This is a genomic window from Shinella kummerowiae, assembly GCF_009827055.1.
GTDB classification, from domain to species: Bacteria; Pseudomonadota; Alphaproteobacteria; order Rhizobiales; family Rhizobiaceae; genus Shinella; species Shinella kummerowiae.
In genome coordinates this window covers 463,012-484,133 of sequence record NZ_WUMK01000001.1, presented here as the reverse complement: position 1 = coordinate 484,133, position 21,122 = coordinate 463,012, and the positions used below count along the sequence as shown (strand labels likewise).

Below are 21,122 nucleotides of genomic sequence, written 5' to 3'. Positions count from 1 at the left end.
AGTATTCTCATTGGGTCCATTACGAGCCAAGAGAAGGCGCAATGCTTTCACTTTTCGGATCCATTCTTGACAATTCGAGAGATGAACACGCATGCTTCCGCCATGCTCGATCCCTCCTCCGATACCCTCGACATCGATATCCTCGTGCTGCCCGAGACGAACCTCATCCTCGTCGCCTCGGTCATCGAGCCCCTGCGCGCTGCCAACCGCATTTCCGGCCAGGCGCTTTACCGCTGGCGGATTTTTTCCCCCGACGGCCAGCCGGTCGAAACGCGGAGCCGCATTCCGGTGCCGGTCGACGGCCTGTTCCGGCCTGAGCGGGAGAAAGAGCCGCTGTTCGTGCTTTCGAGCTATCAATGGCAGATGAGTGCGACGCCTCTGTTGCGGCGCCAGCTTTCGCAGACGGCGCGTCACCGCACGATGATGGCCGGCATCGAATCGGGAAGCTGGCTGCTTGCCGAGGCCAGTCTCTTGAACGGCCATTCCGTGACGATCCACTGGGAGGACATGGAGGAATTCGCCTCCCGCTATCCGCAGATCGCGGTGATGCGCGAGCGCTACGTCATCGACGGCAAGCGCATCACCACCGGCGGTTCCTTGCCGACGCTCGACCTGATGCTGGAGATCATCCGCCGCCGGCAGGGCTATTCGCTGGCGCTCGAAGTGTCGCGGCTGTTCATCTACGAACACGAGCGGACCGGCGGACTGCTGCAGGTGCCGGCGCTCGGCAACATGCGCATCGCCGACCAGCGCGTCAGCCAGGCGGTGCGGGTGATGGAGGAGACGGTGGACGCGCCGTTGACGCTGACGCGGCTGGCCAAACGCGTCGGTATCAGCGCCCGCCACCTCCAGGACCTGTTCCAGGAATCGATGGGCGTTGCGCCCCACCAGCACTATCTGGCGCTGCGCCTCAATGCGGCGCGGCGCAAGGTCATCGAGACCAAGGCCGAGTTTGCCGATATCGCAGCGCTCACGGGCTTCAATTCTTCCTCCGCCTTTTCGCGCAGCTACCGTGCGCATTACCACGAGAGCCCGACCGAAACCCGTCGACGCCTCCGCGCCGGGGCGAAGGGCTAAGGTTTCGGAAGGAGCGCGAACATCGTTTCGGCCGCCTGCCTTGAGAGTGCATCGCGCGGCCAGACGAGGCTCAGCGATTGCTGGTAGGCGGCATCCAGCGGCAGCAGCGTTGGCGGCGGGTTGATGTTGGCGACGGAATGCTCCGGCAGAACCGAGAGATGGCCGTGGTCCAGCACGAGATTGATGATGACCGGGATCGAATCGACCTCGACCAGCGTCAGGCGCGCGCGTTCGGCGGCGGAAAGCGTTGCCTCAAGAAACCGGTCGGTCATCTGCCGCAGGCCGCTGCGTGGACTTGGCACGGCGATCGGGTAACGGCGCAGAAGTGCCGGGAAATCTTGCGGTTTGGGCGCCTCCATCGTGCGCGGACCGGCAAGTGCGAGTTGCGAACGGCCGATCAATTTGCCTTCGAATTCGGCGGGGTAGCGGTCCGTGTCGAGCAGGATCAGGTCGAAGCGGCGGTTCTTCAGTCCGGAGACAAGTTCGTCTGCCGTGGTGGAAGAGAGGAAGAGCGGCTGGCGGGGCCGCGCAGCGCGCCACTCGACCGCGAGGCCCGCCAGCATGGCGGCGATCTCGCTTTCATGACCGAAGGGAATGATCGTGCCAAGCCGCCAGGTGGCGGCGCTGCGGCGGAAGCGTTCGGCGGAGGCGGCGAAGAGCAGTTCCCAGGCGGAACCGATCTGTTCGGCGAGAGCCAGGGCCTCGAGGCCGGCGGGCGTGCAGCTTATGCCGGTCGCCGAACGGTCGAGCATCTTGCAACCGATCGCCGCCTCCAGATGGCTGAGTTGGCGGGTGAGTTGCGGTTGGCCAAGGCCGAGGCTTTTGGCGGCGGCGTTGATGCTGCCGGCTCGTGCCACCGCCGCGAAGCGGGCGAGGGCGGCGAGCGAAACGGTGGCGCGTGCCTGTCCACCTTTGCCGAGGGTGGCCAGGGCGTCGGCGGCGCGGGCGATGTCGGCAAAGCGGGGCAGGCGGGCTTCAGCCTCGAGGGTGGGCACAAGCGTCTGGCCGTCCCGCCGCACGAGCGGCACGGAGAGAACGGCCTCGACGCGGCGGAGGGCGGCGCTGGCGCTGGAGGCGGGGCGCCCCGCAACGGCCGCTGCCCTGCGGATGCCGCGTTCTTCGAGAATGCTGTGCACAAGGCAAAGCGTGGATAGATCCACAGGCGGCTCCTTCCCGCGTCCGACGACTGTTCGGCTTATAGCATGAACCGTACGGACTTTGGGATATACGCTTCGCCCGCGTTCCGCATAACATCCACCGTGAAAACAGGTTCCTTGAAAATGCTTGCTTCCGCCGACACGCTCTATCTGACCGGTCAACCGCTCGACTTCGCAACGCTGGAGGCGATCGGCGCCGCCACGCGCCGCCCGGTCGCCTGCGAGATCGGCATGGGGCGCATCGGCGCATCGCGCCTCGTCATCACGGATCGCCTCGCCACGGGGCTTCCGATCTACGGCGCGAACACCGGCGTCGGCTCGATGAAGGACAAGCTCTGGACAGCCGACGACCTTGTCGAATTCAACAACAGCCTCGTCAGGGCACACCATTTCGGCACCGGCGAACCCTTCGCCCTGCCGATCGTGCGCAAGGCGATGGCGATCCGCGTCAACACGGCGCTCGGCGGCTATTCCGGCTGCAGCCCGGAACTGATCGGTGCTTTCCTTGGTCTTCTCGAAAAGGATGTCGTGCCCGTCGTGCGCCGCCATGGCTCGATGGGCTGTGCCGATATTGGCCTGATGGGGCAGATCGCCTCGGTCATGACCGGTGAGGGTGAGGCCTGGTTTGGCGGCGTGCGGCTGCCGGCCGCGGACGCGCTGAAGCGCGCCGGGCTCAAGCCGTATCGCATGCAGCCGCGGGATGCGCTGGCCGCCCTCAGCGTCAATGCCATCTCGCATGCCGCCGCCGCCAATGTGGTGCGCGAGGCGGCCAAGGCGATCCGCAATCTCATGGTGACCGGGCTTCTTTCCTCATTGGCGCTTGGCGCCTCGGCGGACCCGTGGCGGGTGGCCGCGCGGCTCTCGGCGCATGGCGAGGCGCTGGCCGGCTGCTGGTTCGAGGCGCAGGCCTCCTCCGGCCATTGGCCGAAACCGTCGGCAATCCACGATCCGCTCAGCCTGCGGATGACCGCGCAGGTCTTCGGCGCCTGCCTCGATACGCTGATGAACGCCGCCGAGCGCATCGTCGAGGCGACGGCGCAGTCGGACGACAATCCGGTCGTCATCGACAATCATGTCATGGCCTCCGGTGGCTCTTTGCCGCTGTCGACGACGCTCTATGTCGAGGCTGCGCAGACGGGTTTTGCGCATCTGGCGCGCAATGTGCTCAATCGCTGCGTGCTGCTTTCGAACGGCGTGCGTCGCAACCTTCCGGTCAACCTTGTTGCGCCCGGAGAGGCAGCGACAGGTTTTGGTCCCCTGCTGAAACTCGCCGTCGAACTTTACATGCGCATCCAGTCGCTCGCCGTGCCGATCTCGGCGCAGTCGATCGTGGTTGCCGGCGGCCTTGAGGAAGAGGCGACCTTCCTACCGCTGATCGTCGAGCGCATGGAGAGCCAGGTGCGGGATCTCCATCAGTTGGCGGCGCTCGAAGCCATGCTGTCGGCGCAGGCCATCGACCTTGCCGGCGACAATCCCGAAGGCGTTGCCGCCATCGTCTATCAGCGCACACGGGCGGTCAGCCCGTTCTATCGCAAGGACCGGCCGCTTTCTGCCGAAATCGAGGCACTCGACCGCGATCTTGCGAGCCCGGAGGCACTGGCCGCCTTCGTTGAGGCCGCGCCCATGGCGGGGTTCGACGCTTTCTTCGCCCTCACGCCGTAACGGAGATACGCGAATGGCCGACTTTGATCTCGTTCTGAAAGGCACCGTGGTTCTGGCCGATCGTATCGTCGAGGGCGGCCATGTCGCCGTGCGGGACGGCAAGGTGGTGCATGTCGGGCAGGGCGCGATGCCGGCGGCGAAGGAGCGGCACGACCTTTCCGGCGCGTTGATCCTGCCCGGCGCCATCGATGCCCAGGTCCATTCGCTGTCGCAGAAGAACCAGGAAGATTTCATCTGGTCGACGCGTTCGGCGGCAGCCGGTGGCGTCACGACCATCGTCGACATGCCCTATGACGAGGGCAATCTCGTCTGCTCGGCGGACGCGGTGAAGATCAAGGTCGACCATGCCGCGCCGCAGGCGCGCGTCGATTTCGCGCTTTACGGCACGGTCGACCCGGAAGAGGGACCGGCCCGCATCGGCGAGATGGTCGAGGCGGGCGTCGCCGCCTTCAAGTTTTCCACCTTCGGGACCGACCCGAAGCGTTTCCCGCGCATTCCTGCGGCCTTGCTGGAAGACTGCTTCCGCGCCATTGCGCCGACGGGCCTGACCGCCGGTGTGCACAACGAGGATGACGAGGCGGTGCGCGCGGCGATCGCCAAGGTGAAGGCCGCCGGCATCACCGACTACCGCGCACACGGAATGTCGCGCCCGCCGCTGACGGAGCTGCTTGCCTCCAACCAGATTTACGAGACCGGTGCCGAAACAGGCTGCCCGGCGCATGTGGTGCATTGCTCGCTTGGCCGTGGTTACGAGATCGCCGCCGCCTATCGCGCCCAGGGTTTTCGCGCCACCATCGAGTGCTGCATTCACTACCTGACGCTCGACGAGGAAAATGACGTGCGCCGGCTTGGCGGCAAGGCGAAGATCAATCCGCCGATCCGCCCGCGCGCCGAAGTCGAAAAACTCTGGCGGCATGTCGCCGAGGGCAATGTCACGCTGGTTTCCACCGACCACGTGAGCTGGTCGGAAGACCGCAAGACCAATCCGGACATGCTGGCCAATGCCTCCGGCGTGCCGGGGCTGGAGGTCATGGTGCCGCTCTTCGTCAAGGGTGCGCTGGAACGCGGCATTCCGCTGACGCGGGCGGCCGAGTTGATGACGCTGAACCCGGCGCGGCATTTCCGGCTGGATCATGTGAAGGGCGCACTCGAAGCCGGCAAGGATGCCGATATCACCGTGCTGACGCCCGAGCCCTACACCTATGACGCGGCCGCGAGCGGCCACAACGTCGTCGGCTGGTCGCCCTATAACGGCATCAAGCTGCCATGGCGCATTTCCGCGACTTATCTGCGCGGCCGGCTTGCCTTCGACGGTACCAGGGTGCTGGCCGAGCCCGGCACCGGCGCCTTCGTGCGGCCGCTGCCGACTCTCGTTTCGTCCGGTGCCCGCTGATGGCGGCGCCAAAAACCAATCTGCCGGTCGATTCCGCGCGCATCGCGGACGTGATCGACGGGCTCGCCCGGCTCACCGAGCCCGGCCGGCCCTATACACGGCGTGCCTTTACCGCTCTGTTCCCGGCGGGGCGGGATTTTCTTCTCGACAAGTTTCAGGCCGCGGGGCTTGAGACGCGCATCGATGCCGCGGGCAATCTCACGGCGCGCCGGCCGGGAAAAAAGCCCGGTCTTGGCACGATCATGCTGGGCTCGCATTCCGATACGGTGCCGGATGGCGGGCGCTATGACGGCATTGCCGGCGTGGCGGTGGCGCTGGAAGTGGCCCGCGCGCTGGCGGACCAGGGCATCGAACTCGACCATGATCTGGAGGTCGTCGATTTCCTCGCCGAGGAAGTCTCCATCTTCGGGGTCTCCTGCATCGGCAGCCGCGGCATGGCCGGTGTGCTGCCGGAAGACTGGCTGACGCGCCAGAGCGGCGGGCTGACGCTGGAGCAGGGCATCCGCGACGCCGGTGGCGATCCGGCCCGCATCCAGGCCGAGGCGCGTAGGGATATTGCAGCCTTCCTCGAACTGCACATCGAGCAGGGGCCGGTGCTGGAAACGGAAAAACGCGATATCGGCGTGGTGACGGCGATTGCCGGCATCACACGCATCGAGATCATCGTCGAAGGCCGGGCCGATCATGCCGGCACGACGCCGATGGGCAGTCGCGCCGATGCGCTTGCCGCGGCTGCGCGGCTGGTGACGGGCATTGAGGCGCTGGCGAAATCGCTGTCCGACGGGCCAAGCCATTTCACGGCGACGGTCGGCGAGTTCTCCATCGAGCCGAACGCCGCCAATGTCGTGCCGTCCCGCGCGCGCCTGCTGATCGATGCGCGGGCGGAGGATCGCACGGCGATGGACCTCTTTGCCGGGTCGGTAGACCTGCTGGTCGAACAGCTTGCCCGCGAGACGGGCACGGCCATCGAGGCGCCGCGCCGCATCTCCGATAACATGCCGACACCCGGCGATCCCTTGTTGCTCGACGTGCTGGATGCGGCCTGCGAGACGGTGGGGGCGAGCCATCGACGCATGGCCTCCGGTGCCGGGCACGACACTGCCTGGATGGCGCGGGTGACGCGCTCGGCGATGATCTTCGTGCCCTGCCTTGGCGGGCGCAGCCATGCACCGGAAGAATTCGCCGAGACGGACGATATCGCGCTCGGCGCGGCGGTGCTTCTTAATGCAGTGATTCAACTCGACGAAAAACTTCAGAAAGTGATTCAGGAGGACGTCTAATGGGCCGGATTCTAAAGGAAAAAGACGTCGAAGCGGCGGTCAAGGGCGGCTCGGTCTATGCGGCAGGTGGTGGCGGCTGGGCAGATCATGGCCGCATGCTGGGTTATGCGGCGGTGTCGATCGGCAAGCCCGAGCTGGTTTCCATCGATGAGCTTTCGGACGACGACTGGGTGGCGACGGCCGCCGCCATCGGCGCCCCGGCCTCGACCACGCCGTGGGAAATGCGCGGTGTCGATTATGTGAAGGCTGTCGAGCTGTTGCAGGAGGCGCTCGGCGAGAAGGTCGCCGCACTGATGGTCGGGCAGAACGGCAAGTCCTCGACGCTGAACGGCTGGCTGCCCTCGGCCATCCTTGGCACGAAGGTGCTGGATGCGGTGGGCGACATGCGTGCACATCCGACCGGCGATATGGGGTCGATCGGCATGGCCGGTTCGCCCGAGCAGATGATCCAGACGGCCGTCGGGGGAAACCGCGACGAAAACCGCTATATCGAGCTTGTCGTTCGTGGCGCGACCGCGAAAGTCTCGCCGATCCTGCGCACGGCGTCCGACATGTCCGGCGGCTTCATTGCCTCCTGCCGCAACCCGCTGCGTGCCTCCTACGTTCGCAAAAATGCGGCGCTAGGCGGCATTTCGCTGGCGCTGACGCTCGGCGAGGCGATCATTGCGGCGGAAGGCAAGGGCGGTTCGGCGATCATCGATGCGATGGTCAAAACGACGGGCGGTTCGATCCTCTCCGAAGGCACGATCACCGACAAATCGGTGGTCTACACCAAGGAGGCCTTCGATATCGGCACCGTGACGCTCGGCACGGGCGACAAGGCGGCGGTCCTGCATGTGATGAACGAGTATATGGCGGTCGAATCGGCTGAAGGAAAACGGCTTGCCACCTTCCCGGATGTCATCACCACGCTTTCGCCGGACGGCGAGCCGCTCAGCGTCGGCCAGCTTGAAGTCGGCATGCGGGTTTTCGTGCTGCATGTGCCGAAGACCATCATTCCGCTGGCCTCCAGCGTGCTCGACCCGACCGTCTATCCTTCGGTCGAGAAGGCGATGGGCATCGATCTCGTGAGTTATGTATTGGCCAAATAACCGGAGTGACGGGCGATGGCACGGGACAGGGATCTGGAAGATGTCGTGCGGGCCGATCTCGGGTTTCGTGCGGGGCTTTCCGAAAAAACGATGTTCGGTGGGCTCGCCTGGCTTCTCGACGGCAAGCTGCTTTGCGGCGCGCGCAAGGAGGGGATGCTGGTCCGCCTTGGCAAGGGCAACGATGCCTGGGCTCTGGAGACGGCAGGCATCGCGCAGATGATCATGGGCGATCGGGTGATGGAAGGCTGGGTTCGAGCCTCGCCTGAAGCCTGCACCGACGCGGTGCTGCGCCGGCGCCTGATTTCCGAGGCGGTTGCCTTCGTTGACACGCTGCCGCCGAAGTAACGCAATATTCCACGCAAGAGGGACCACCATGCCGAAGCCCAATCCGCGCCATCCGAACTATCCGATCCCCGGCGGCGACGTGCTGCGCGCCAAGGGCTGGCGGCAGGAGGCCTTGCTGCGGCTGCTCGAAAACGTGCTGTCGGTCGGCGAGGATCCGGACAATCTCATCGTTTATGCCGCGCTTGGCAAGGCGGCGCGCAACTGGGCGGCGCATCGGGCGATCGTCAAGGCGCTGACGGACATGGACGAGGACCAGACACTGGTCATCCAGTCCGGCAAGCCGGTCGGGCTCTTGAAGACCCATGCCAAGGCGCCGCTCGTCATCATGGCGAACTGCAACATTGTCGGGCAATGGGCGAAGGCGGAGGTGTTCTATGAACTCCAGCGCAAGGGGCTGATCTGCTGGGGCGGGCTGACGGCCGGTGCCTGGCAATATATCGGCAGCCAGGGCGTCATCCAGGGCACCTATGAAATCTTCATGCGCATCGCCGAAAAGCGGTTCGACGGCAGTCTCGCCGGGCGATTCATCCTAACCGCCGGGCTCGGCGGAATGGGCGGGGCGCAACCGCTCGCCGGCCGCATGGCGGGTGCGGCGATCCTCTGCGTCGATATCGATCCGGCGCGCGCAGCGGCCCGTAAGGCGGTTGGCTATCTGGAGCATGTGGCGTCGGATCTCGATACGGCGCTGGCGATGATCGATGAGGCGGTGAAGGCGAAACGCGCGACCTCGATCGGCCTCGTCGGCAACGCGGCGGAAATCTACCCGGAGATCGCCCGGCGCGGCATCGTGCCTGACATCGTCACCGACCAGACTTCGGCGCACGACCTCGTCTACGGTTACGTGCCGAAGGGCATGAACCTCGACCAGGTGAAAGGCTTGCGCGACGACGGGCAGGGGCAGCTGATGGCGGCGAGCCGGGCCTCGATCGTCGAGCATGTCTCCGCCATGCTGGAGTTCCAGGAACGCGGATCGGAGGTCTTCGACAACGGCAACCTCATCCGCACGCAGGCGCGGGAAGGCGGCGTCGCGAACGCCTTCGACATTCCGATCTTTACCGAAGCCTATCTTCGCCCGCTCTTTGCGCGGGCCATCGGCCCGTTCCGCTGGATGGCGCTGTCCGGCGAGGAGAGCGATATCGCGCGCATCGACGACCTCGTCATGGACATGTTCCCGGACAACAAGATCGTCACCAACTGGATTCGCCTTGCCCGCGAGAACGTGCCCTTCGAGGGGCTGCCGGCGCGCATCGCCTGGCTCGGCCACGGCGAGCGTACGGAACTCGCACTGGCCGTCAACAAGCTCGTGGCATCGGGCGAGATCAAGGGGCCGATCGCCTTTTCGCGCGACCATCTCGATGCCGGCGCAATGGCGCATCCGAACATCATGACGGAGCGCATGAAGGACGGCTCGGATGCCATCGCCGACTGGCCGCTGCTTGACGCCATGCTGCTGTGCTCGTCGATGGCCGATCTTGTTGTCGTGCATTCCGGCGGCGGCGGCTATGCCGGCTATATGACGAGCTGCGGCGTCACGCTGGTCGCCGACGGGACGGAAGCGGCGACTGAGCGGCTTTCGCATGCGCTGACCAACGACACCTCGCTCGGTGTGATCCGTTATGCGGATGCCGGCTACGACGAATCGTTCGACGAGATCGAGGAGAAGCAGATCGGCTATGTCAGGATCGGCAACACCTGAGGGTTGGAATGCTGTTCAAGGCGAAGGTGCTTGAGAGGATCGGCAGAGGCGAGGTGACACTCGCCTTTCGGCGTTGGGCCAAGCCCACGGTGCGGGCGGGCGGCACGCTGCTGACTGCGGCGGGCGTGCTTGCCATTGACAGCATCGAAAAGGTGGACCCCGATGCCATTCCTGCTGGAGATGTCCAGGCGGCAGGTTATGCCTCGCGGGAAGACCTAGCGCGCGATCTTCGGCCCGACGGAGAACTCTACCGCATTGCCTTCCATGTCGCTGGCAAGGACCCGCGGGAAAACCTGCGTGAAAACGATACGCTCGACGGCGGCGACATCGCAGCCTTGACGGAGGCGCTTGCGGGGCTCGACCGGACGGGTGCATGGACGAATGCCGCCCTTTCCATGATCGCAGAACGGGACGGCAGGACGGCCGCAGAGATGGCCGAACGGCTCGGCATCGAAAAGCTCGCTCTCAAGCGAAAGATACGCCAGCTCAAGGCGTTGGGACTGACGGAAAGCCTGGCCGTCGGTTATCGGCTTTCGCCGCGCGGACACGCTTTCGTGACCGCAGCCGTCAGGAATCGTGAGAGCTTTCGGGCCTAACTACCTGAAATGTCGACTCTGCCGTAAACCTCGCATTTAACATTTCGCGGTAATCTTCCGTTAGTAATTCCGTCCATGTGTCGAAAGGGCGGGGCTTTCGGTTAGTTTTGCGTGCGGGTGCCTATGCGTCTTTCGGTCCTTTCAGCGGTCCTCCTTGGCTGTGCCTCCATGGCTGGCTGTGCGTCGAGCTCCAATCCGACGGCGGCGCTGTCGATAAAGCCGTCGGCGGAAATCACAAGCTCTGTTTCCAAGGCCAACAGCCCCGTTCCCGAGGTCGCTGTCGGCGAGAGCCGGGTGAAGACCGAAGGCGCGGAAATGCTCGCCTGGGCCGGGCCGGGACCGGGCAGCGACGTCTTCGAATCCGTCACGAAACAATCGGCGGTTCCTTCCGAGCGGCCGGAGGATGCGGTTTCGGCTGTCGAGATGCCGTCCGAAGGGCGCTCGCGCAAGCGTTCACGCGTCTACAGCCAGCAGTTCCGCGATGCGCATCCGATCAACTTCGGCAAGCGCGCGCCAAAACACTATCAGGTGCACGGCGTCGATGTCTCGCGCTGGCAGGGTGATATCGACTGGGTGAAGCTGCGCACGCAGGGCGCCAACTTCGCCTTCATCAAGGCAACGGACGGTGGCGACCACCTCGACCCGATGTTCCAGAAGAACTGGCGCAGGGCCAAGGAGGCTGGCATCCGCCGGGGTGCCTATCACTTCTTCTACTGGTGCCGGGTTGCAAGCTCGCAGGCCGAATGGTTCATCCGCAACGTGCCGAGGGATCCCGATGCGCTGCCGCCGGTGATCGACGCGGAATACAACGGTGAATCGAGCTGCAAGAAGCGCCTGACGCGGGCGCAGTATGTCGAGAAGATCAAGGTCTTCTCCGATATGCTGGAGCGCCATTACGGCAAGCGGCCGATCATCTACACGGCCCCGGATTTCTATGAGGACAACCTCTCCGGCGAGCTCAAGAACCATCCGTTCTGGCTGCGCTCGGTCGCCGCGCATCCCTCGAAGCGCTATCCGAACCGCCGCTGGATGTTCTGGCAGTATTCCGGCTCCGGCCTGTCGCATGGCGTCGAGGGCAAGATCGACCTCAACGTCTTTGCCGGCAGCGAGAACGACTGGCACAACTGGCTGAACGGCCAGTCCAACGCACGGTCGGCCAGTCTCGACTGACCGGTGACGGGTTTCAAGCGAGCAAGGGGGACGATCTACTTCTGCTTCTGCGGATAGATCGTCTCGCCGCGTTTCAGCATGTCCACGAAGGTATCGACGTTGCGCTTACGCGCGGCATCTGTCTTGATGTTGTGCATGCGGAAGGCCAGCGCGAAGCGGTTCTGTTCGGTGAGCTTCCCGAGCATCTCCCTGGCCGCGGGGTCCGCATCGATAGCCAATTGCAGATCCGCGGGGATTTTAAGATCCTTGCCGCTGCCATAGGCCTTGTCCCAGCGACCATCCGCCTTTGCGGCGTTGACCTGCTTCAACCCGTGTTCCGTCATCCGGCCGTCGGCAATCAGCCTGCCGACCGTCTCGACATTCTTCTTGCTCCACACGCTCTTCTTGCCACGCGGGCAATAGCGCTGGAAGAAGCTTTTCTCGTCCAGCCCCTTGCGGATGGCGTCGATCCAGCCCCAGCACAGCACCGCCTCGACCGCCTCTTCGGCGTTGATGGATTTGAGGCCCGAGCCGCGCTTGTGGATCTTGATCCAGACTTCGGGAGCGGTGCCATGGTTTTCGGCAAGCCAGCGATAGAAGCTTTCCGGGTCGGCGAATTCCCGGACGTGGGCAGGGTTGATTTCCACAGGCGCCATCGCGTTTTCCCCTCATCGCCCACCGGACGTGGCTGCTTTGCATCGGTCAGGCGGAATGAACGACCAGTGCCGCGAATGTGATGCCTCTGCTTCTTGCCAGCCCACCCGTCGTTTGGCTAGCCATCGGTTTCAATCTGTCTATCCCATTGGAGTCTTATCGAGAATGCCTACGGTGTGCTCATTGTCGCGCAGAGCCTTTTTCCTTGGCGCTGCTGCGACGCTCGCGGGCTGCGCAACCACGGAGACGTCGGTCAAGGTCGCGCCGGTACCGCAGAAGGTCAGTTATCCCATCGTGCCGGCAGCGGACGAGGAACTGGCGGCGCGCTATGCGGCCGTCGAGGACGGCGGCCATCTCATCCCCGCCATCCCCTATACGAAGATCGACCCGAAATATTATCGCCAGCGCGTGAAGGACCCGACCGGCGAGGCGCCGGGCACGGTGGTTGTCGATACGCCCGGCCGCTTCCTCTACGTGGTGGAGCCGGGTGGCACTGCCATGCGCTACGGCGTCGGCATTGGTCGCGAAGGATTTGCCTGGGAAGGTGAGGGCATCATCCATTGGCGCCAGCCCTGGCCGCGCTGGAAGGTACCGGCGGACATGATCGCCCGTACGCCGAGCCTTGCCAAGTACTCCGTCGAGAATGGCGGCATGGAGCCTGGTATCAAGAACCCGCTCGGTGCGCGCGCGCTCTACATTTTCCAGAATGGCAAGGACACGCTGTATCGCCTGCACGGCTCGCCCGACTGGGCGTCGATCGGCAAGGCAACCTCTTCGGGCTGCGTGCGGCTGATCAACCAGGATGTGCTCGATCTCTACAAGCGCGTGCCCTATCACGCCCGCATCGTCGTGCATCAGGGGCCGATGGGCGCCGCGGTCGGCGCTTAAAGCTATTCCAGCAAAAGTGCGCAGCGGTTTTGCGTAAAAGCAAAGAGATAGGACTTTTTCGCGATCCGAAGAAAAGCGGAAATATTCTAGGTCACCGTCTCGCCGCCATCGACGACAAGGATCTGACCGGTCATGTAGCTTGACCGGTCGGAGACGAGGAAGAGGATCGGTTCGGCGATCTCTTCCACATCGGCCCACCGCCCCATCGGCACCTTCTCCTTGATATAGGCCTCGATCGCCTCGCGCCCGCCCATCTGGGTGATGAAGGGTGCGTTGAAGGGCGTGTCGACCCAGCCGGGGCAGAGCGCGTTGACGCGGATGCCGTGCCCGGCATAGTCGCCGGCCATCTGTTTCGTCATGGCGATGACGGCGTGTTTCGTCGTCGTATAGGCGATCATCTCGCGGTCGTAGAGCACGCCGGAGGACGAGGCGGTGTTGAGGATCACGCCCTTGCCCTGCGCCTTCATGGCCGGCATGACGAGGCGTGCGGCCATCAGGTGAGCGCGCACGTTGAGGTTCCATGAAAGATCCAGCCCGTCGAGCGGCACGCTTTCAAGATCGCCGGCAACCTGGGCGCCGGCGTGATTGTGCAGGATATCGACCCGGCCATGGCGGGAGAGCACGCCGGCGATCGCCATCTTCAGTTCCACGTCGTCCGTGACGTCGACGATGACCGCCTCCGCCTTGCCGCCATCCGCGCGGATGAAATCGACCGTCTCGGCGGCGCGCGTCTCGTTGAGATCGGCGACGCAGACGGTGGCACCCTCGCGCGCCATGATGCGCGCGCCGGCCCGGCCGATGCCGGAGCCCGCTCCGGTGACGATGGCGACACGGTTCTTCAGGATCATCGGTCTCACTCCCCGGCAGTCGTTTTTCTGGTTTTTTCCCGCATCAGCAGGCGGGCGATCACGATCAACAGCAGCGACGCGACCAGCACCATGGTGGCGATGGCATTGACCTCCGGCGTCACGCCGCGACGAATCGAGGCGAAGACGTAGATCGGCAGCGTCGTCTTCGAGCCCGCGACGAAGAAGGCCACGATGAAGTCGTCGAAAGAGAAGGTGAAGGCGAGCAGGAAGCCGGCAAGCACCGAAGGCAGGATCTGCGGCAGCACGATCTGGCGGAAGGTGGTGAGCGGCGTGGCGTAGAGATCGGCCGATGCCTCGACGATGTCGCGCCCGAGTGTCGCGATGCGCGCCTTCACGATCATCGTGACGAGCGCCATGGTGAAGAGGCCGTGCGCGGCGATGATCGAGCCATAGCCGAGGCCGAACTGCGGCGGCCTTTCGCCCGGCCACAGGCTGGCGATGGCGGGATTGATCACGCCGAAGACGGCGACGAGGGCGACGAGCGTGGCAATGCCGATCACGACGCCCGGCACGACGATCGCCGCGGCGAGCAGGCCGTCGAAGACGGCGCGGGCGCGGCTGCCCAACCGTTCGAGGCCAAGCGCTGCCATGGTTCCGAAGACGGCGGCGAGCGTGGCGCTGGTGACGGCGATGATCAGGCTGTTCTGCAGCGCGGTGATGAGGAACGGATTGGCGAGCGCCTTGCCGTACCACTCAACGGAGAAGCCGGTGAACTCGCTCGCATTGCGCCCCGCATTGAAGGAGAACAGCACGACGAGTGCGATCGGCGCATAGAGGAACAGATAGACGTAGGTGATCAGCGCGCGCATCAGACGAGATCCACCTGTCGTGTGCCGGAAATGCGCCAGGCGATGCGCATGGCGACCATCAACACCACCACGACCACGGCGACGAGTGTCACGGCAATCGCCGAGCCGAACGGCCAGTTGCGCGATTGCAGGAAGAGATCGACCAGCGCATTGCCGATGAAGAACACCTTGCCGCCACCCAGAAGCTGCGGGATCAGATACTCGCCAAGCAGTAGAATGGTGACGAGTGCGACGCCCGTCATGACACCCGGCAGCGACAGCGGCAGGGTGACGGAAAAGAAGGTCGAGACGGGTTTGGCACCGAGATCGGCGGAAGCCTCGAGCAGGCGTCGATCGAGCTTTTCGAGACTGACATAGATCGGCATGATCATCAGCGGCAAGTAGCCGTAGACGATGCCGAGCAGCACGGCGCCCGATGTGTTGAGCAGGCGGACATCCGCGATGCCGATCATATCGAGCAGGTTCGGGATGCCGCGCGAGCCGAGAATGTACATCCAGGCATAGGTGCGTACGAGCAGACTCGTCCAGAACGGCACGACGACCAGCGAGACGAGCAGCAGGCGATAACGCGGCGGCGCCTTGACCGCGAGGTAATAGGCGGTCGGGTAGGCGACGATGAGGCAGAGAAAGGCGCCGACCGGCGCCAGCATCAGCGTGTTCCAGTAGGCGGCGGCACGGGCCGGCAGGTTGGCATATTGCGCGAGGGTGAACGCCGGTTGATAGCCGCCCGCCGGTCCGCGCTCGCCGACGGAGAAGACCACCATGGCGATGAAGGGCAGGACAAGGAAGACGAACAGCCAGACGGACGCCGGCGCCAGCAGCGCCGTCGTCACCAGCCGTCTCTTCGTCGTCATTGTCAGGGGCATTGCGTGAGGTCCTGTTGCGTATTCATCCGGCCGGCTGGCCATTTCTCCCCGCAGGCAGGGAGAAGGAACTGTGCTGCGCGCTCCAACCAATCTCCCCCCTTGTGGGGGAGATCGATTTGCGGAGATGCCTTTCCCGCTAAGCCGACTTGAACCGGGCCATCAGCTCCGCACGCGCCGGGTCGGTCAGTGTCACGGCGGCGCCGAATTCCAGTGGCGTCAGGGCTGCCTCATCCGGATAGACGATCTTGTTGCCGGTGATATCGGCCGGCAGCAGCGACATCACGCGGCTGTCGGTCGTCGGTGCGCCGTTGGCGATGTGCTCCTTCACGGCGTTCTGCGGATCCATCAGGAAGTTGAGCAGCGCATAGCCGGCCGGCTTGTTGGCAGCGCTCTTCGGAACGGCATAGAAATCCGACCAGATCTCGCCGCCGTCGCTGCCCAGCACGAACTGGATTTCCGGAATGTCGCGATTGAGCTGCGCACCGTCATTCGTCCAGCACATGGTCATCCAGGCGTCGGAGGCGCGCATGGAGGGCTGGTAGTCGCTGTTGATGGCATAGAGATGCGGCTTGACCTTGATCAGCAACTCTTCCGCCTTGGCAAGCTCTTCCGCCTTCACAGAGTTGAACGAGAAGCCGAGCGAGACAAGCGCATTGCCGATGGTGGTAAGCTGGTAGTCATGCACCATGGCGCGGCCGTCGGCCTCGGTCATCGCAAGTTCGAAGAAGTCCTTCCAGCTGGTGACCTTCGATTTCATCTTGTCGGAGTTGAAGGCGATGCCCGTCGTGCCCCAGTTCTTCGGCAGGGCGAAAACCTTGCCATCGACGGTGCCCTCGTTGGTAAAGCGGGTGTTCTGCGTTTTCGGATCGAAGTTCGGCACCTTGGCGAGGTCGATCGGGTCGATCAGGCCGAGGCTCACATAGGTGGAAATCGTGTAGTTGGTCGGGACGAAAAGATCCCAGCCGGTGCCGCCGGCCTGGAGTTTCGCCAGCATCTCCTCGTTCGAGCCGAACACGTTGACCTCGACGGCGACACCGGTCGCAGCGGTGAAGGCTTCAAAGGTTGCGGGGTCGTGGTAGTTCGGCCAGGTGGCGAGCGACATGGTGGAGCCGAGATCTTCGGCCGCATGGGCTTCGGAGGCGAAGAGGCCCGGCTGGCGGGCAAGAACCGCTGCGGCAAGGCCGAGGCCCGTGACGCCGAGAAAGTGGCGGCGCGTGACCGAGCCGCGTTTCAGGCGCATGAACTCTTCCGTCAGGTCACGGGCGCTGATCGGGGCATTCTCTCTGAACCATTTCGACATCACACTGTTCCCTTGTTGTTGTGACGGGCCTGTTTCCCTCAGGCCGGAAAGATATGCGCTGTGCCGGGATCGAAGCTTATTGCGACCCGCTCGCCCGGCGCGACGAGGTCGTTTTCTGATTGGCTGTGGCGTTCGGCGGTGACCAGCAGGTCGCCGAGGCCTTCTATGGAGACGGAATATTCTGCGGCCGAGCCGAGGAAGATGCGATGGGTGACGATGCCTTCGAACGCCGCTGCGTCGGAACGGCGGGAGAGGCGAATCGCCTCGGGCCGAAGCGCGACGGTGACTGCACCGGGGGCAAGGTCGCTGCGCGAGGAGGCGAGCGCCGAACCGTTGCGGAGGCGCACGGCGCCGCCGGCTTCCAGCACGCCGTCGAGGCGGTTCGTCTTGCCGACGAAATCGGCGACGAAGAGATCGGCCGGGCGGTCGTAGACTTCCTGCGGCGTTGCGAGCTGGCGGATGCTGCCGGCGCTCATCACGCAGACGAGGTCGCTCATCGACAGCGCTTCTTCCTGGTCGTGGGTGACGAGCACGAAGGTGATGCCGAGGTCGCGTTGAAGGGTTTGAAGCTCGATCTGCATCGCCGAGCGCAGCTTCTTGTCGAGGGCGGCCAGCGGTTCGTCGAGCAGCAGAACGGAGGGTTTGTTGACGAGGGCGCGGGCAAGCGCCACGCGCTGCTGCTGGCCACCGGACATTTCGTGGATGCGGCGCTTGGCGAAGCCGGACAGGCGCACCATTTCCAGCGCTTCGCCGACTCGGCGCGAGATTTCCGCCGCCGGCAGCTTCGGGCGAAGCTGTTTCAGGCCATAGGCGACATTCTGCGTGACATCGAAATGCGGGAAGAGCGCATATTGCTGGAACACCATGTTGACGGGGCGGCGATAGGCCGGCACGCCGTTGGCGACGTTGCCGGCAATCAATACCTCGCCTTCGCTGGGTTGCTCGAAGCCGCCGATCATCCGCAGGCAGGTGGTCTTGCCGCAGCCGGACGGGCCGAGCAGGGCCACGAAAGCACCCTTCGGCACGGCGAGGTTGATGTCGGAGACCGCGGTCACCGCGCCATAGCGCTTGGTCACCGAACGGAACTCGATGTCGTTCGTTGGTGCGGATGTCACGTCTGTTCCCTGCGGTTGTTGGTCTCTCAGCGATCTCTGCCGCTATGGCCACCGTCAGGTCGAATGCTAGTCAGCGGCCTGCGGGTTGGTATATACCCCGAGAGAGGTATTTTATCCATAAATTGGCTATGGGAGGAGTATACCCGTGCGGCAGCAGAAGAGGTTTTGCGCGCGCGGACTTGGGGAGCAGGAACGCCATGCAGGTCGATTTCAAGGCACTTTTCCAAACGCTTGCCGATTGGACCGGCGCCGCCGAGACGTCAGATCGGAAGACGGGCGAAACGCTGCTGGCAATGATGCGGGCGCTGGTGCGCTTCGACGACATGGTGATTTTCGCCTATCGCGACAAAGCCCGGCCGATCGATCTGTTCAGCACCTTCGATGCGGATGACCACCATATCTTCGTGACGCTCTACCAGGCCGGACCCTATTTGCTCGATCCGTTCTACCATACGGCGCGTGCGGCCCGGGCCGGCGTGTTCCGCATGCGGGAACTGGCGCCGGATCGCTTCTTCTCCAGCGAATATTACCGCACCTACTACTCCCAGACCCGGCTTGCCGAAGAGCTCGGCTTCTTCGTGCCGATCACGGATGGCGTGACGGTCGTCGTCTCGCTGATGCGGCGGGAGAAGACGGGCGTCTTCCCGTCCGGTGAATTCGGCCTGCTCAAGGATGTGGAACCCTTCGCCACTGCCTTCGTGCGCCGGGCCTGGGGTGATCTTGCCGGGCGCTTTGCAGAGGTGGGACAGGGGCGGGGACGCCGCAGCGAGCCGGTGAGCGCGGCGGATCGCGTCTGGCGCAGGCTCAATCTCACGGATCGCGAGGCCTCGATCATCGAACTCGTGCTTCAGGGACATTCGTCGGAATCGATCGGGCTCAAGCTCGACATCTCCACCGGCACGGTGAAGGTCCATCGCCGCAACGTCTACCGCAAGCTCGGGATTTCCTCGCAGATCCAGCTGTTGTCGATTTATCTGAAGAACCTGCAATCCTAGCCAAGCTTGGCGAGCCGGCCGGGCGGTAGTGATGGTGGGTACCCCCTCAACCGCCTGCCGGCACCTTCTCCCCGTGGGGGAGAAGGGATGGATGCAACGTCTCGTTTTCCCCTTCTCCCCAGCGGGGAGAAGGTGCCGGCAGGCGGATGAGGGGGCCTTGCAGACAAACGAATTGAGCCCGGCATTGCTGCCGGGCTCCCTTGAGTCTTTTCAACGGTTTGCCATCTCATCCTGTCGGATTGAGTCCGGTCGTTGAGGTGTCGATTCAAGCGACCGCTGCGAGCGCCACCTGCGCGCGGGCGTCGATGATCTGGCGGGCGGCGTTGGCGGCTTCCTTGCCCTTGAGCACGAAGTGCTCGCGGAAGAAGGCGATGTGGGCGTCCGATTCCTGGAAATTGTGCGGGGTCAGCACGGCCGACAGCACCGGCACATTGGTGTCGAGGCCAACGCGCACGATGGCATCGACCACGGTGCCGGCGACGAAATCGTGACGGTAGATGCCGCCGTCGACGACGAGGGCAACACCGAGAATCGCCGAATAGCGGCCCGTCCGGGCGAGAAGCTGGGCGTGCAGCGGGATTTCAAGCGCGCCCGGTACGTCGATCACGTCGACATCCTCGGCGCGGCCGCCGAGCGCTTTCCATTCAGCGACGAAGGAGTTGACCGCCTGGTCGACGATGCCGGCGTGCCAGCGGGCACGGATGACGGCGATCCGGGAGGCGGGGGTGGCATTCGCATTCATATCTAGGCCTTTCAAGGGTTGAGCCATTTTTCAATGATCCCCTTGGGCGAACACGCACGAGGCACGCTGACCCACCGTGCGGCGGGTGCCTCCTGCTTGCTCTCTTCCATCCGGACTATGACCGTCGGCTCCGGCATCGCACCGGATCTGCTGACCCTTCCATTCGCGGAAGGCGCTCGCGGGCTCCGGAAAGCCTCCTTTCGGAAAAGCTTGCCGATACCGCCGGTGGGGAGTTTCACCCCGCCCTGAGAACGATGCGAGATTAACCGGCCATCGCGCGGAGATCAAATCCGCAGACGACGGAAAACGCACGATTCACGACAGAATTTTCCAAGCCTTTTGCAAGGCCTGGAATGAAACTGCCGTCTCAGTCGCGGATGATGAGGAGGTCGCCTGCGGTGAAACGCAGTGTCGACGTCTCGCCAACGGCCGGTGGTACGAGGCCGGGGCTGTTGAACATGTCGAAGGAGATGACGGCATCGCCGACCTTCATGCGGGTGCGGATGACCGAGCCGAGGAAGTTGGACGAGATGACCTCGCCGGTCAGTGCCGTGTCGCCCTTGGCATCGGGGGCGGTGGAGCCGGCCTCCGGGCGCAGCGCCAGCGAGACCGTGTCGCCGGCCTTCACGGTGCCGAGCGGCTCGCGCAGCGTGACACCCTGATCGCCGATCGACACGCGGTTCGTTGCCGGGTCAACGACTTTCGCCTCGATAAGGTTCAGCGTGCCGACGAAGTTGGCGACGAACCGGGTGGCCGGGCGGTTGTAGATATCGGCGGGCTTGCCGATCTGGTCGGCCTTGCCGGCATTCATGACGACGATGCGGTCCGAGATCGACAGGGCCTCTTCCTGGTCATGCGTGACGAAGACCGTGGTGATGCCGAGCTGCTGCTGGATCATGCGGATTTCTTCGCGCAGCGACACGCGGATCTTGGCGTCGAGCGCCGACAGCGGTTCGTCGAGCAGCAACACTTGCGGCTTTGGGGCAAGCGCGCGGGCGAGCGCCACGCGCTGCTGCTGGCCACCGGACATCTGGTAGGGATAGCGGTCGGCGAGATGGTCGAGCTTGATGAGGCCGAGCATTTCCTTGACGCGCTGGTCGATTTCCGCTTTCGGGCGACCGGCGACCTTGAGGCCGAAGGCGACGTTTTCCGCAACGTTCATGTTCGGGAACAGCGCGTAGGCCTGGAAGACCATGCCGATGTTGCGCTGGTTGGGGCGCAGGTTCACCTGGCTCTTGCCGTCGATGGTGATGCCGCCGCCCGAGGGCGTCTCGAATCCGGCGATCATGCGCAGCACGGTGGTCTTGCCGCAGCCCGATGGCCCGAGGAACGAGACGAACTCGCCCTTTTCGATCGACATGTTGAAGTCCTTGACGACCTGCACGGGGCCAAAGGACTTCTGGATGCTGGTGAGGGTGAGAAAGCTCATGAAAGATCC

General features: G+C 64.2%; 20 protein-coding genes and 1 riboswitch. Of the genes, 11 read left to right on the top strand and 9 right to left on the bottom strand.

Annotation, left to right across the window (positions count from 1 at the left end; genetic code table 11):
* Positions 1-81 precede the first annotated feature (81 nt).
* A complete protein-coding gene (locus GR138_RS02240) occupies positions 82-1,077 on the top strand; it encodes a GlxA family transcriptional regulator (RefSeq protein WP_420853601.1) in 996 nt (331 codons plus the stop codon).
* On the opposite strand, the gene GR138_RS02235 is transcribed toward GR138_RS02240, so the two are convergent.
* Positions 1,074-2,237, bottom strand: a complete 1,164-nt coding sequence (locus GR138_RS02235) for a LysR family transcriptional regulator (protein WP_160856976.1) — start codon at positions 2,235-2,237, stop codon at positions 1,074-1,076. The genes GR138_RS02240 and GR138_RS02235 overlap by 4 nt on opposite strands.
* A 120-nt stretch (positions 2,238-2,357) precedes the next feature.
* Here GR138_RS02235 and GR138_RS02230 point away from each other — a divergent pair, with 120 nt between their 5' ends.
* The 8 genes from GR138_RS02230 to GR138_RS02195 all read left to right on the top strand — a co-directional run bounded on the left by GR138_RS02230 (position 2,358) and on the right by GR138_RS02195 (position 11,467).
* Positions 2,358-3,896 carry an aromatic amino acid lyase gene (locus tag GR138_RS02230; RefSeq protein ID WP_160856975.1) on the top strand — a complete coding sequence of 513 codons (1,539 nt, stop codon included), beginning with the start codon at positions 2,358-2,360 and terminating at the stop codon, positions 3,894-3,896.
* 13 nt (positions 3,897-3,909) lie between these two features.
* A complete protein-coding gene (locus tag GR138_RS02225; protein WP_160856974.1) occupies positions 3,910-5,289 on the top strand; it encodes a dihydroorotase in 1,380 nt (459 codons plus the stop codon).
* Positions 5,289-6,569, top strand: a complete 1,281-nt coding sequence (locus tag GR138_RS02220; RefSeq protein WP_160856973.1) for a Zn-dependent hydrolase — start codon at positions 5,289-5,291, stop codon at positions 6,567-6,569. Before GR138_RS02225 ends, GR138_RS02220 begins: the two co-directional genes overlap by 1 nt.
* A complete protein-coding gene (locus tag GR138_RS02215; RefSeq protein WP_160856972.1) occupies positions 6,569-7,660 on the top strand; it encodes a DUF917 domain-containing protein in 1,092 nt (363 codons plus the stop codon). The genes GR138_RS02220 and GR138_RS02215 overlap by 1 nt, the downstream gene beginning before the upstream one ends.
* Before the next feature lie 15 nt (positions 7,661-7,675).
* Positions 7,676-8,005, top strand: coding sequence for a TfoX/Sxy family protein (locus tag GR138_RS02210; protein WP_160856971.1), 330 nt, complete (start codon positions 7,676-7,678; stop codon positions 8,003-8,005).
* 28 nt (positions 8,006-8,033) lie between these two features.
* Positions 8,034-9,701 carry a urocanate hydratase gene (locus GR138_RS02205; RefSeq protein ID WP_160856970.1) on the top strand — a complete coding sequence of 556 codons (1,668 nt, stop codon included), beginning with the start codon at positions 8,034-8,036 and terminating at the stop codon, positions 9,699-9,701.
* Positions 9,702-9,709: 8 nt separating this feature from the next.
* On the top strand, positions 9,710-10,297 hold the full coding sequence (locus GR138_RS02200; RefSeq protein WP_160856969.1) for an ASCH domain-containing protein: 588 nt from the start codon (positions 9,710-9,712) through the stop codon (positions 10,295-10,297).
* A gap of 123 nt (positions 10,298-10,420) precedes the next feature.
* Positions 10,421-11,467, top strand: coding sequence for a glycoside hydrolase family 25 protein (locus GR138_RS02195; protein WP_160856968.1), 1,047 nt, complete (start codon positions 10,421-10,423; stop codon positions 11,465-11,467).
* A gap of 35 nt (positions 11,468-11,502) precedes the next feature.
* Here GR138_RS02195 and GR138_RS02190 read toward each other — a convergent pair whose 3' ends face one another.
* Positions 11,503-12,102: a YdeI/OmpD-associated family protein gene (locus GR138_RS02190; protein WP_160856967.1), complete on the bottom strand. Its 600-nt coding sequence runs from the start codon at positions 12,100-12,102 to the stop codon at positions 11,503-11,505.
* 163 nt (positions 12,103-12,265) lie between these two features.
* Between GR138_RS02190 and GR138_RS02185 the strand changes: the two genes are divergently transcribed.
* Complete coding sequence (locus GR138_RS02185) at positions 12,266-12,988, top strand: L,D-transpeptidase (RefSeq protein ID WP_160856966.1); 723 nt, start codon at positions 12,266-12,268, stop codon at positions 12,986-12,988.
* Between the two features lie 86 nt (positions 12,989-13,074).
* Here the strand turns inward: GR138_RS02185 and GR138_RS02180 are convergent, their stop codons facing one another.
* From GR138_RS02180 to GR138_RS02160, 5 genes are all read right to left on the bottom strand, one after another.
* Positions 13,075-13,836 (bottom strand): SDR family NAD(P)-dependent oxidoreductase, encoded by a 762-nt coding sequence (locus GR138_RS02180; RefSeq protein WP_160856965.1) that lies wholly within the window; start codon positions 13,834-13,836, stop codon positions 13,075-13,077.
* A 5-nt stretch (positions 13,837-13,841) separates the two neighbouring features.
* The gene (locus GR138_RS02175) at positions 13,842-14,666 is read right to left on the bottom strand and encodes an ABC transporter permease (RefSeq protein WP_160856964.1); all 825 of its coding nucleotides are present in this window, start codon (positions 14,664-14,666) and stop codon (positions 13,842-13,844) included.
* A complete protein-coding gene (locus GR138_RS02170) occupies positions 14,666-15,532 on the bottom strand; it encodes an ABC transporter permease (RefSeq protein WP_160856963.1) in 867 nt (288 codons plus the stop codon). The genes GR138_RS02175 and GR138_RS02170 overlap by 1 nt, the downstream gene beginning before the upstream one ends.
* A 136-nt stretch (positions 15,533-15,668) precedes the next feature.
* Positions 15,669-16,832, bottom strand: coding sequence for a polyamine ABC transporter substrate-binding protein (locus GR138_RS02165; RefSeq protein WP_160856962.1), 1,164 nt, complete (start codon positions 16,830-16,832; stop codon positions 15,669-15,671).
* A gap of 38 nt (positions 16,833-16,870) precedes the next feature.
* Positions 16,871-17,947: a polyamine ABC transporter ATP-binding protein gene (locus GR138_RS02160; RefSeq protein WP_160856961.1), complete on the bottom strand. Its 1,077-nt coding sequence runs from the start codon at positions 17,945-17,947 to the stop codon at positions 16,871-16,873.
* Between the two features lie 197 nt (positions 17,948-18,144).
* On the opposite strand from GR138_RS02160, the gene GR138_RS02155 reads away from it, so the two are divergent.
* Positions 18,145-18,942, top strand: a complete 798-nt coding sequence (locus GR138_RS02155; RefSeq protein ID WP_160856960.1) for a helix-turn-helix transcriptional regulator — start codon at positions 18,145-18,147, stop codon at positions 18,940-18,942.
* Positions 18,943-19,207: 265 nt separating this feature from the next.
* On the opposite strand, the gene GR138_RS02150 is transcribed toward GR138_RS02155, so the two are convergent.
* Together GR138_RS02150 and GR138_RS02145 are read right to left on the bottom strand one after the other, a co-directional pair.
* Positions 19,208-19,684: a 6,7-dimethyl-8-ribityllumazine synthase gene (locus GR138_RS02150; RefSeq protein WP_160856959.1), complete on the bottom strand. Its 477-nt coding sequence runs from the start codon at positions 19,682-19,684 to the stop codon at positions 19,208-19,210.
* Positions 19,685-19,778: 94 nt separating this feature from the next.
* A riboswitch (FMN riboswitch) is annotated at positions 19,779-19,941 on the bottom strand.
* Between the two features lie 110 nt (positions 19,942-20,051).
* On the bottom strand, positions 20,052-21,113 hold the full coding sequence (locus GR138_RS02145; protein ID WP_160856958.1) for an ABC transporter ATP-binding protein: 1,062 nt from the start codon (positions 21,111-21,113) through the stop codon (positions 20,052-20,054).
* Positions 21,114-21,122: the final 9 nt, after the last annotated feature.

Bases quoted from the DNA above. Each gene is read 5' to 3' on its own strand.
- GR138_RS02240 (WP_420853601.1), top strand. From the start codon at position 82: ATGAACACGCATGCTTCCGCCATGCTCGATCCCTCCTCCGATACCCTC.
- GR138_RS02230 (WP_160856975.1), top strand. From the start codon at position 2,358: ATGCTTGCTTCCGCCGACACGCTCTATCTGACCGGTCAACCGCTCGAC.
- GR138_RS02225 (WP_160856974.1), top strand. From the start codon at position 3,910: ATGGCCGACTTTGATCTCGTTCTGAAAGGCACCGTGGTTCTGGCCGAT.
- GR138_RS02220 (WP_160856973.1), top strand. From the start codon at position 5,289: ATGGCGGCGCCAAAAACCAATCTGCCGGTCGATTCCGCGCGCATCGCG.
- GR138_RS02215 (WP_160856972.1), top strand. From the start codon at position 6,569: ATGGGCCGGATTCTAAAGGAAAAAGACGTCGAAGCGGCGGTCAAGGGC.
- GR138_RS02210 (WP_160856971.1), top strand. From the start codon at position 7,676: ATGGCACGGGACAGGGATCTGGAAGATGTCGTGCGGGCCGATCTCGGG.
- GR138_RS02205 (WP_160856970.1), top strand. From the start codon at position 8,034: ATGCCGAAGCCCAATCCGCGCCATCCGAACTATCCGATCCCCGGCGGC.
- GR138_RS02200 (WP_160856969.1), top strand. From the start codon at position 9,710: ATGCTGTTCAAGGCGAAGGTGCTTGAGAGGATCGGCAGAGGCGAGGTG.
- GR138_RS02195 (WP_160856968.1), top strand. From the start codon at position 10,421: ATGCGTCTTTCGGTCCTTTCAGCGGTCCTCCTTGGCTGTGCCTCCATG.
- GR138_RS02190 (WP_160856967.1), bottom strand. From the start codon at position 12,102: ATGGCGCCTGTGGAAATCAACCCTGCCCACGTCCGGGAATTCGCCGAC.
- GR138_RS02185 (WP_160856966.1), top strand. From the start codon at position 12,266: ATGCCTACGGTGTGCTCATTGTCGCGCAGAGCCTTTTTCCTTGGCGCT.
- GR138_RS02180 (WP_160856965.1), bottom strand. From the start codon at position 13,836: ATGATCCTGAAGAACCGTGTCGCCATCGTCACCGGAGCGGGCTCCGGC.
- GR138_RS02175 (WP_160856964.1), bottom strand. From the start codon at position 14,666: ATGCGCGCGCTGATCACCTACGTCTATCTGTTCCTCTATGCGCCGATC.
- GR138_RS02170 (WP_160856963.1), bottom strand. From the start codon at position 15,532: ATGCCCCTGACAATGACGACGAAGAGACGGCTGGTGACGACGGCGCTG.
- GR138_RS02165 (WP_160856962.1), bottom strand. From the start codon at position 16,832: ATGTCGAAATGGTTCAGAGAGAATGCCCCGATCAGCGCCCGTGACCTG.
- GR138_RS02155 (WP_160856960.1), top strand. From the start codon at position 18,145: ATGCAGGTCGATTTCAAGGCACTTTTCCAAACGCTTGCCGATTGGACC.
- GR138_RS02150 (WP_160856959.1), bottom strand. From the start codon at position 19,684: ATGAATGCGAATGCCACCCCCGCCTCCCGGATCGCCGTCATCCGTGCC.
- GR138_RS02145 (WP_160856958.1), bottom strand. From the start codon at position 21,113: ATGAGCTTTCTCACCCTCACCAGCATCCAGAAGTCCTTTGGCCCCGTG.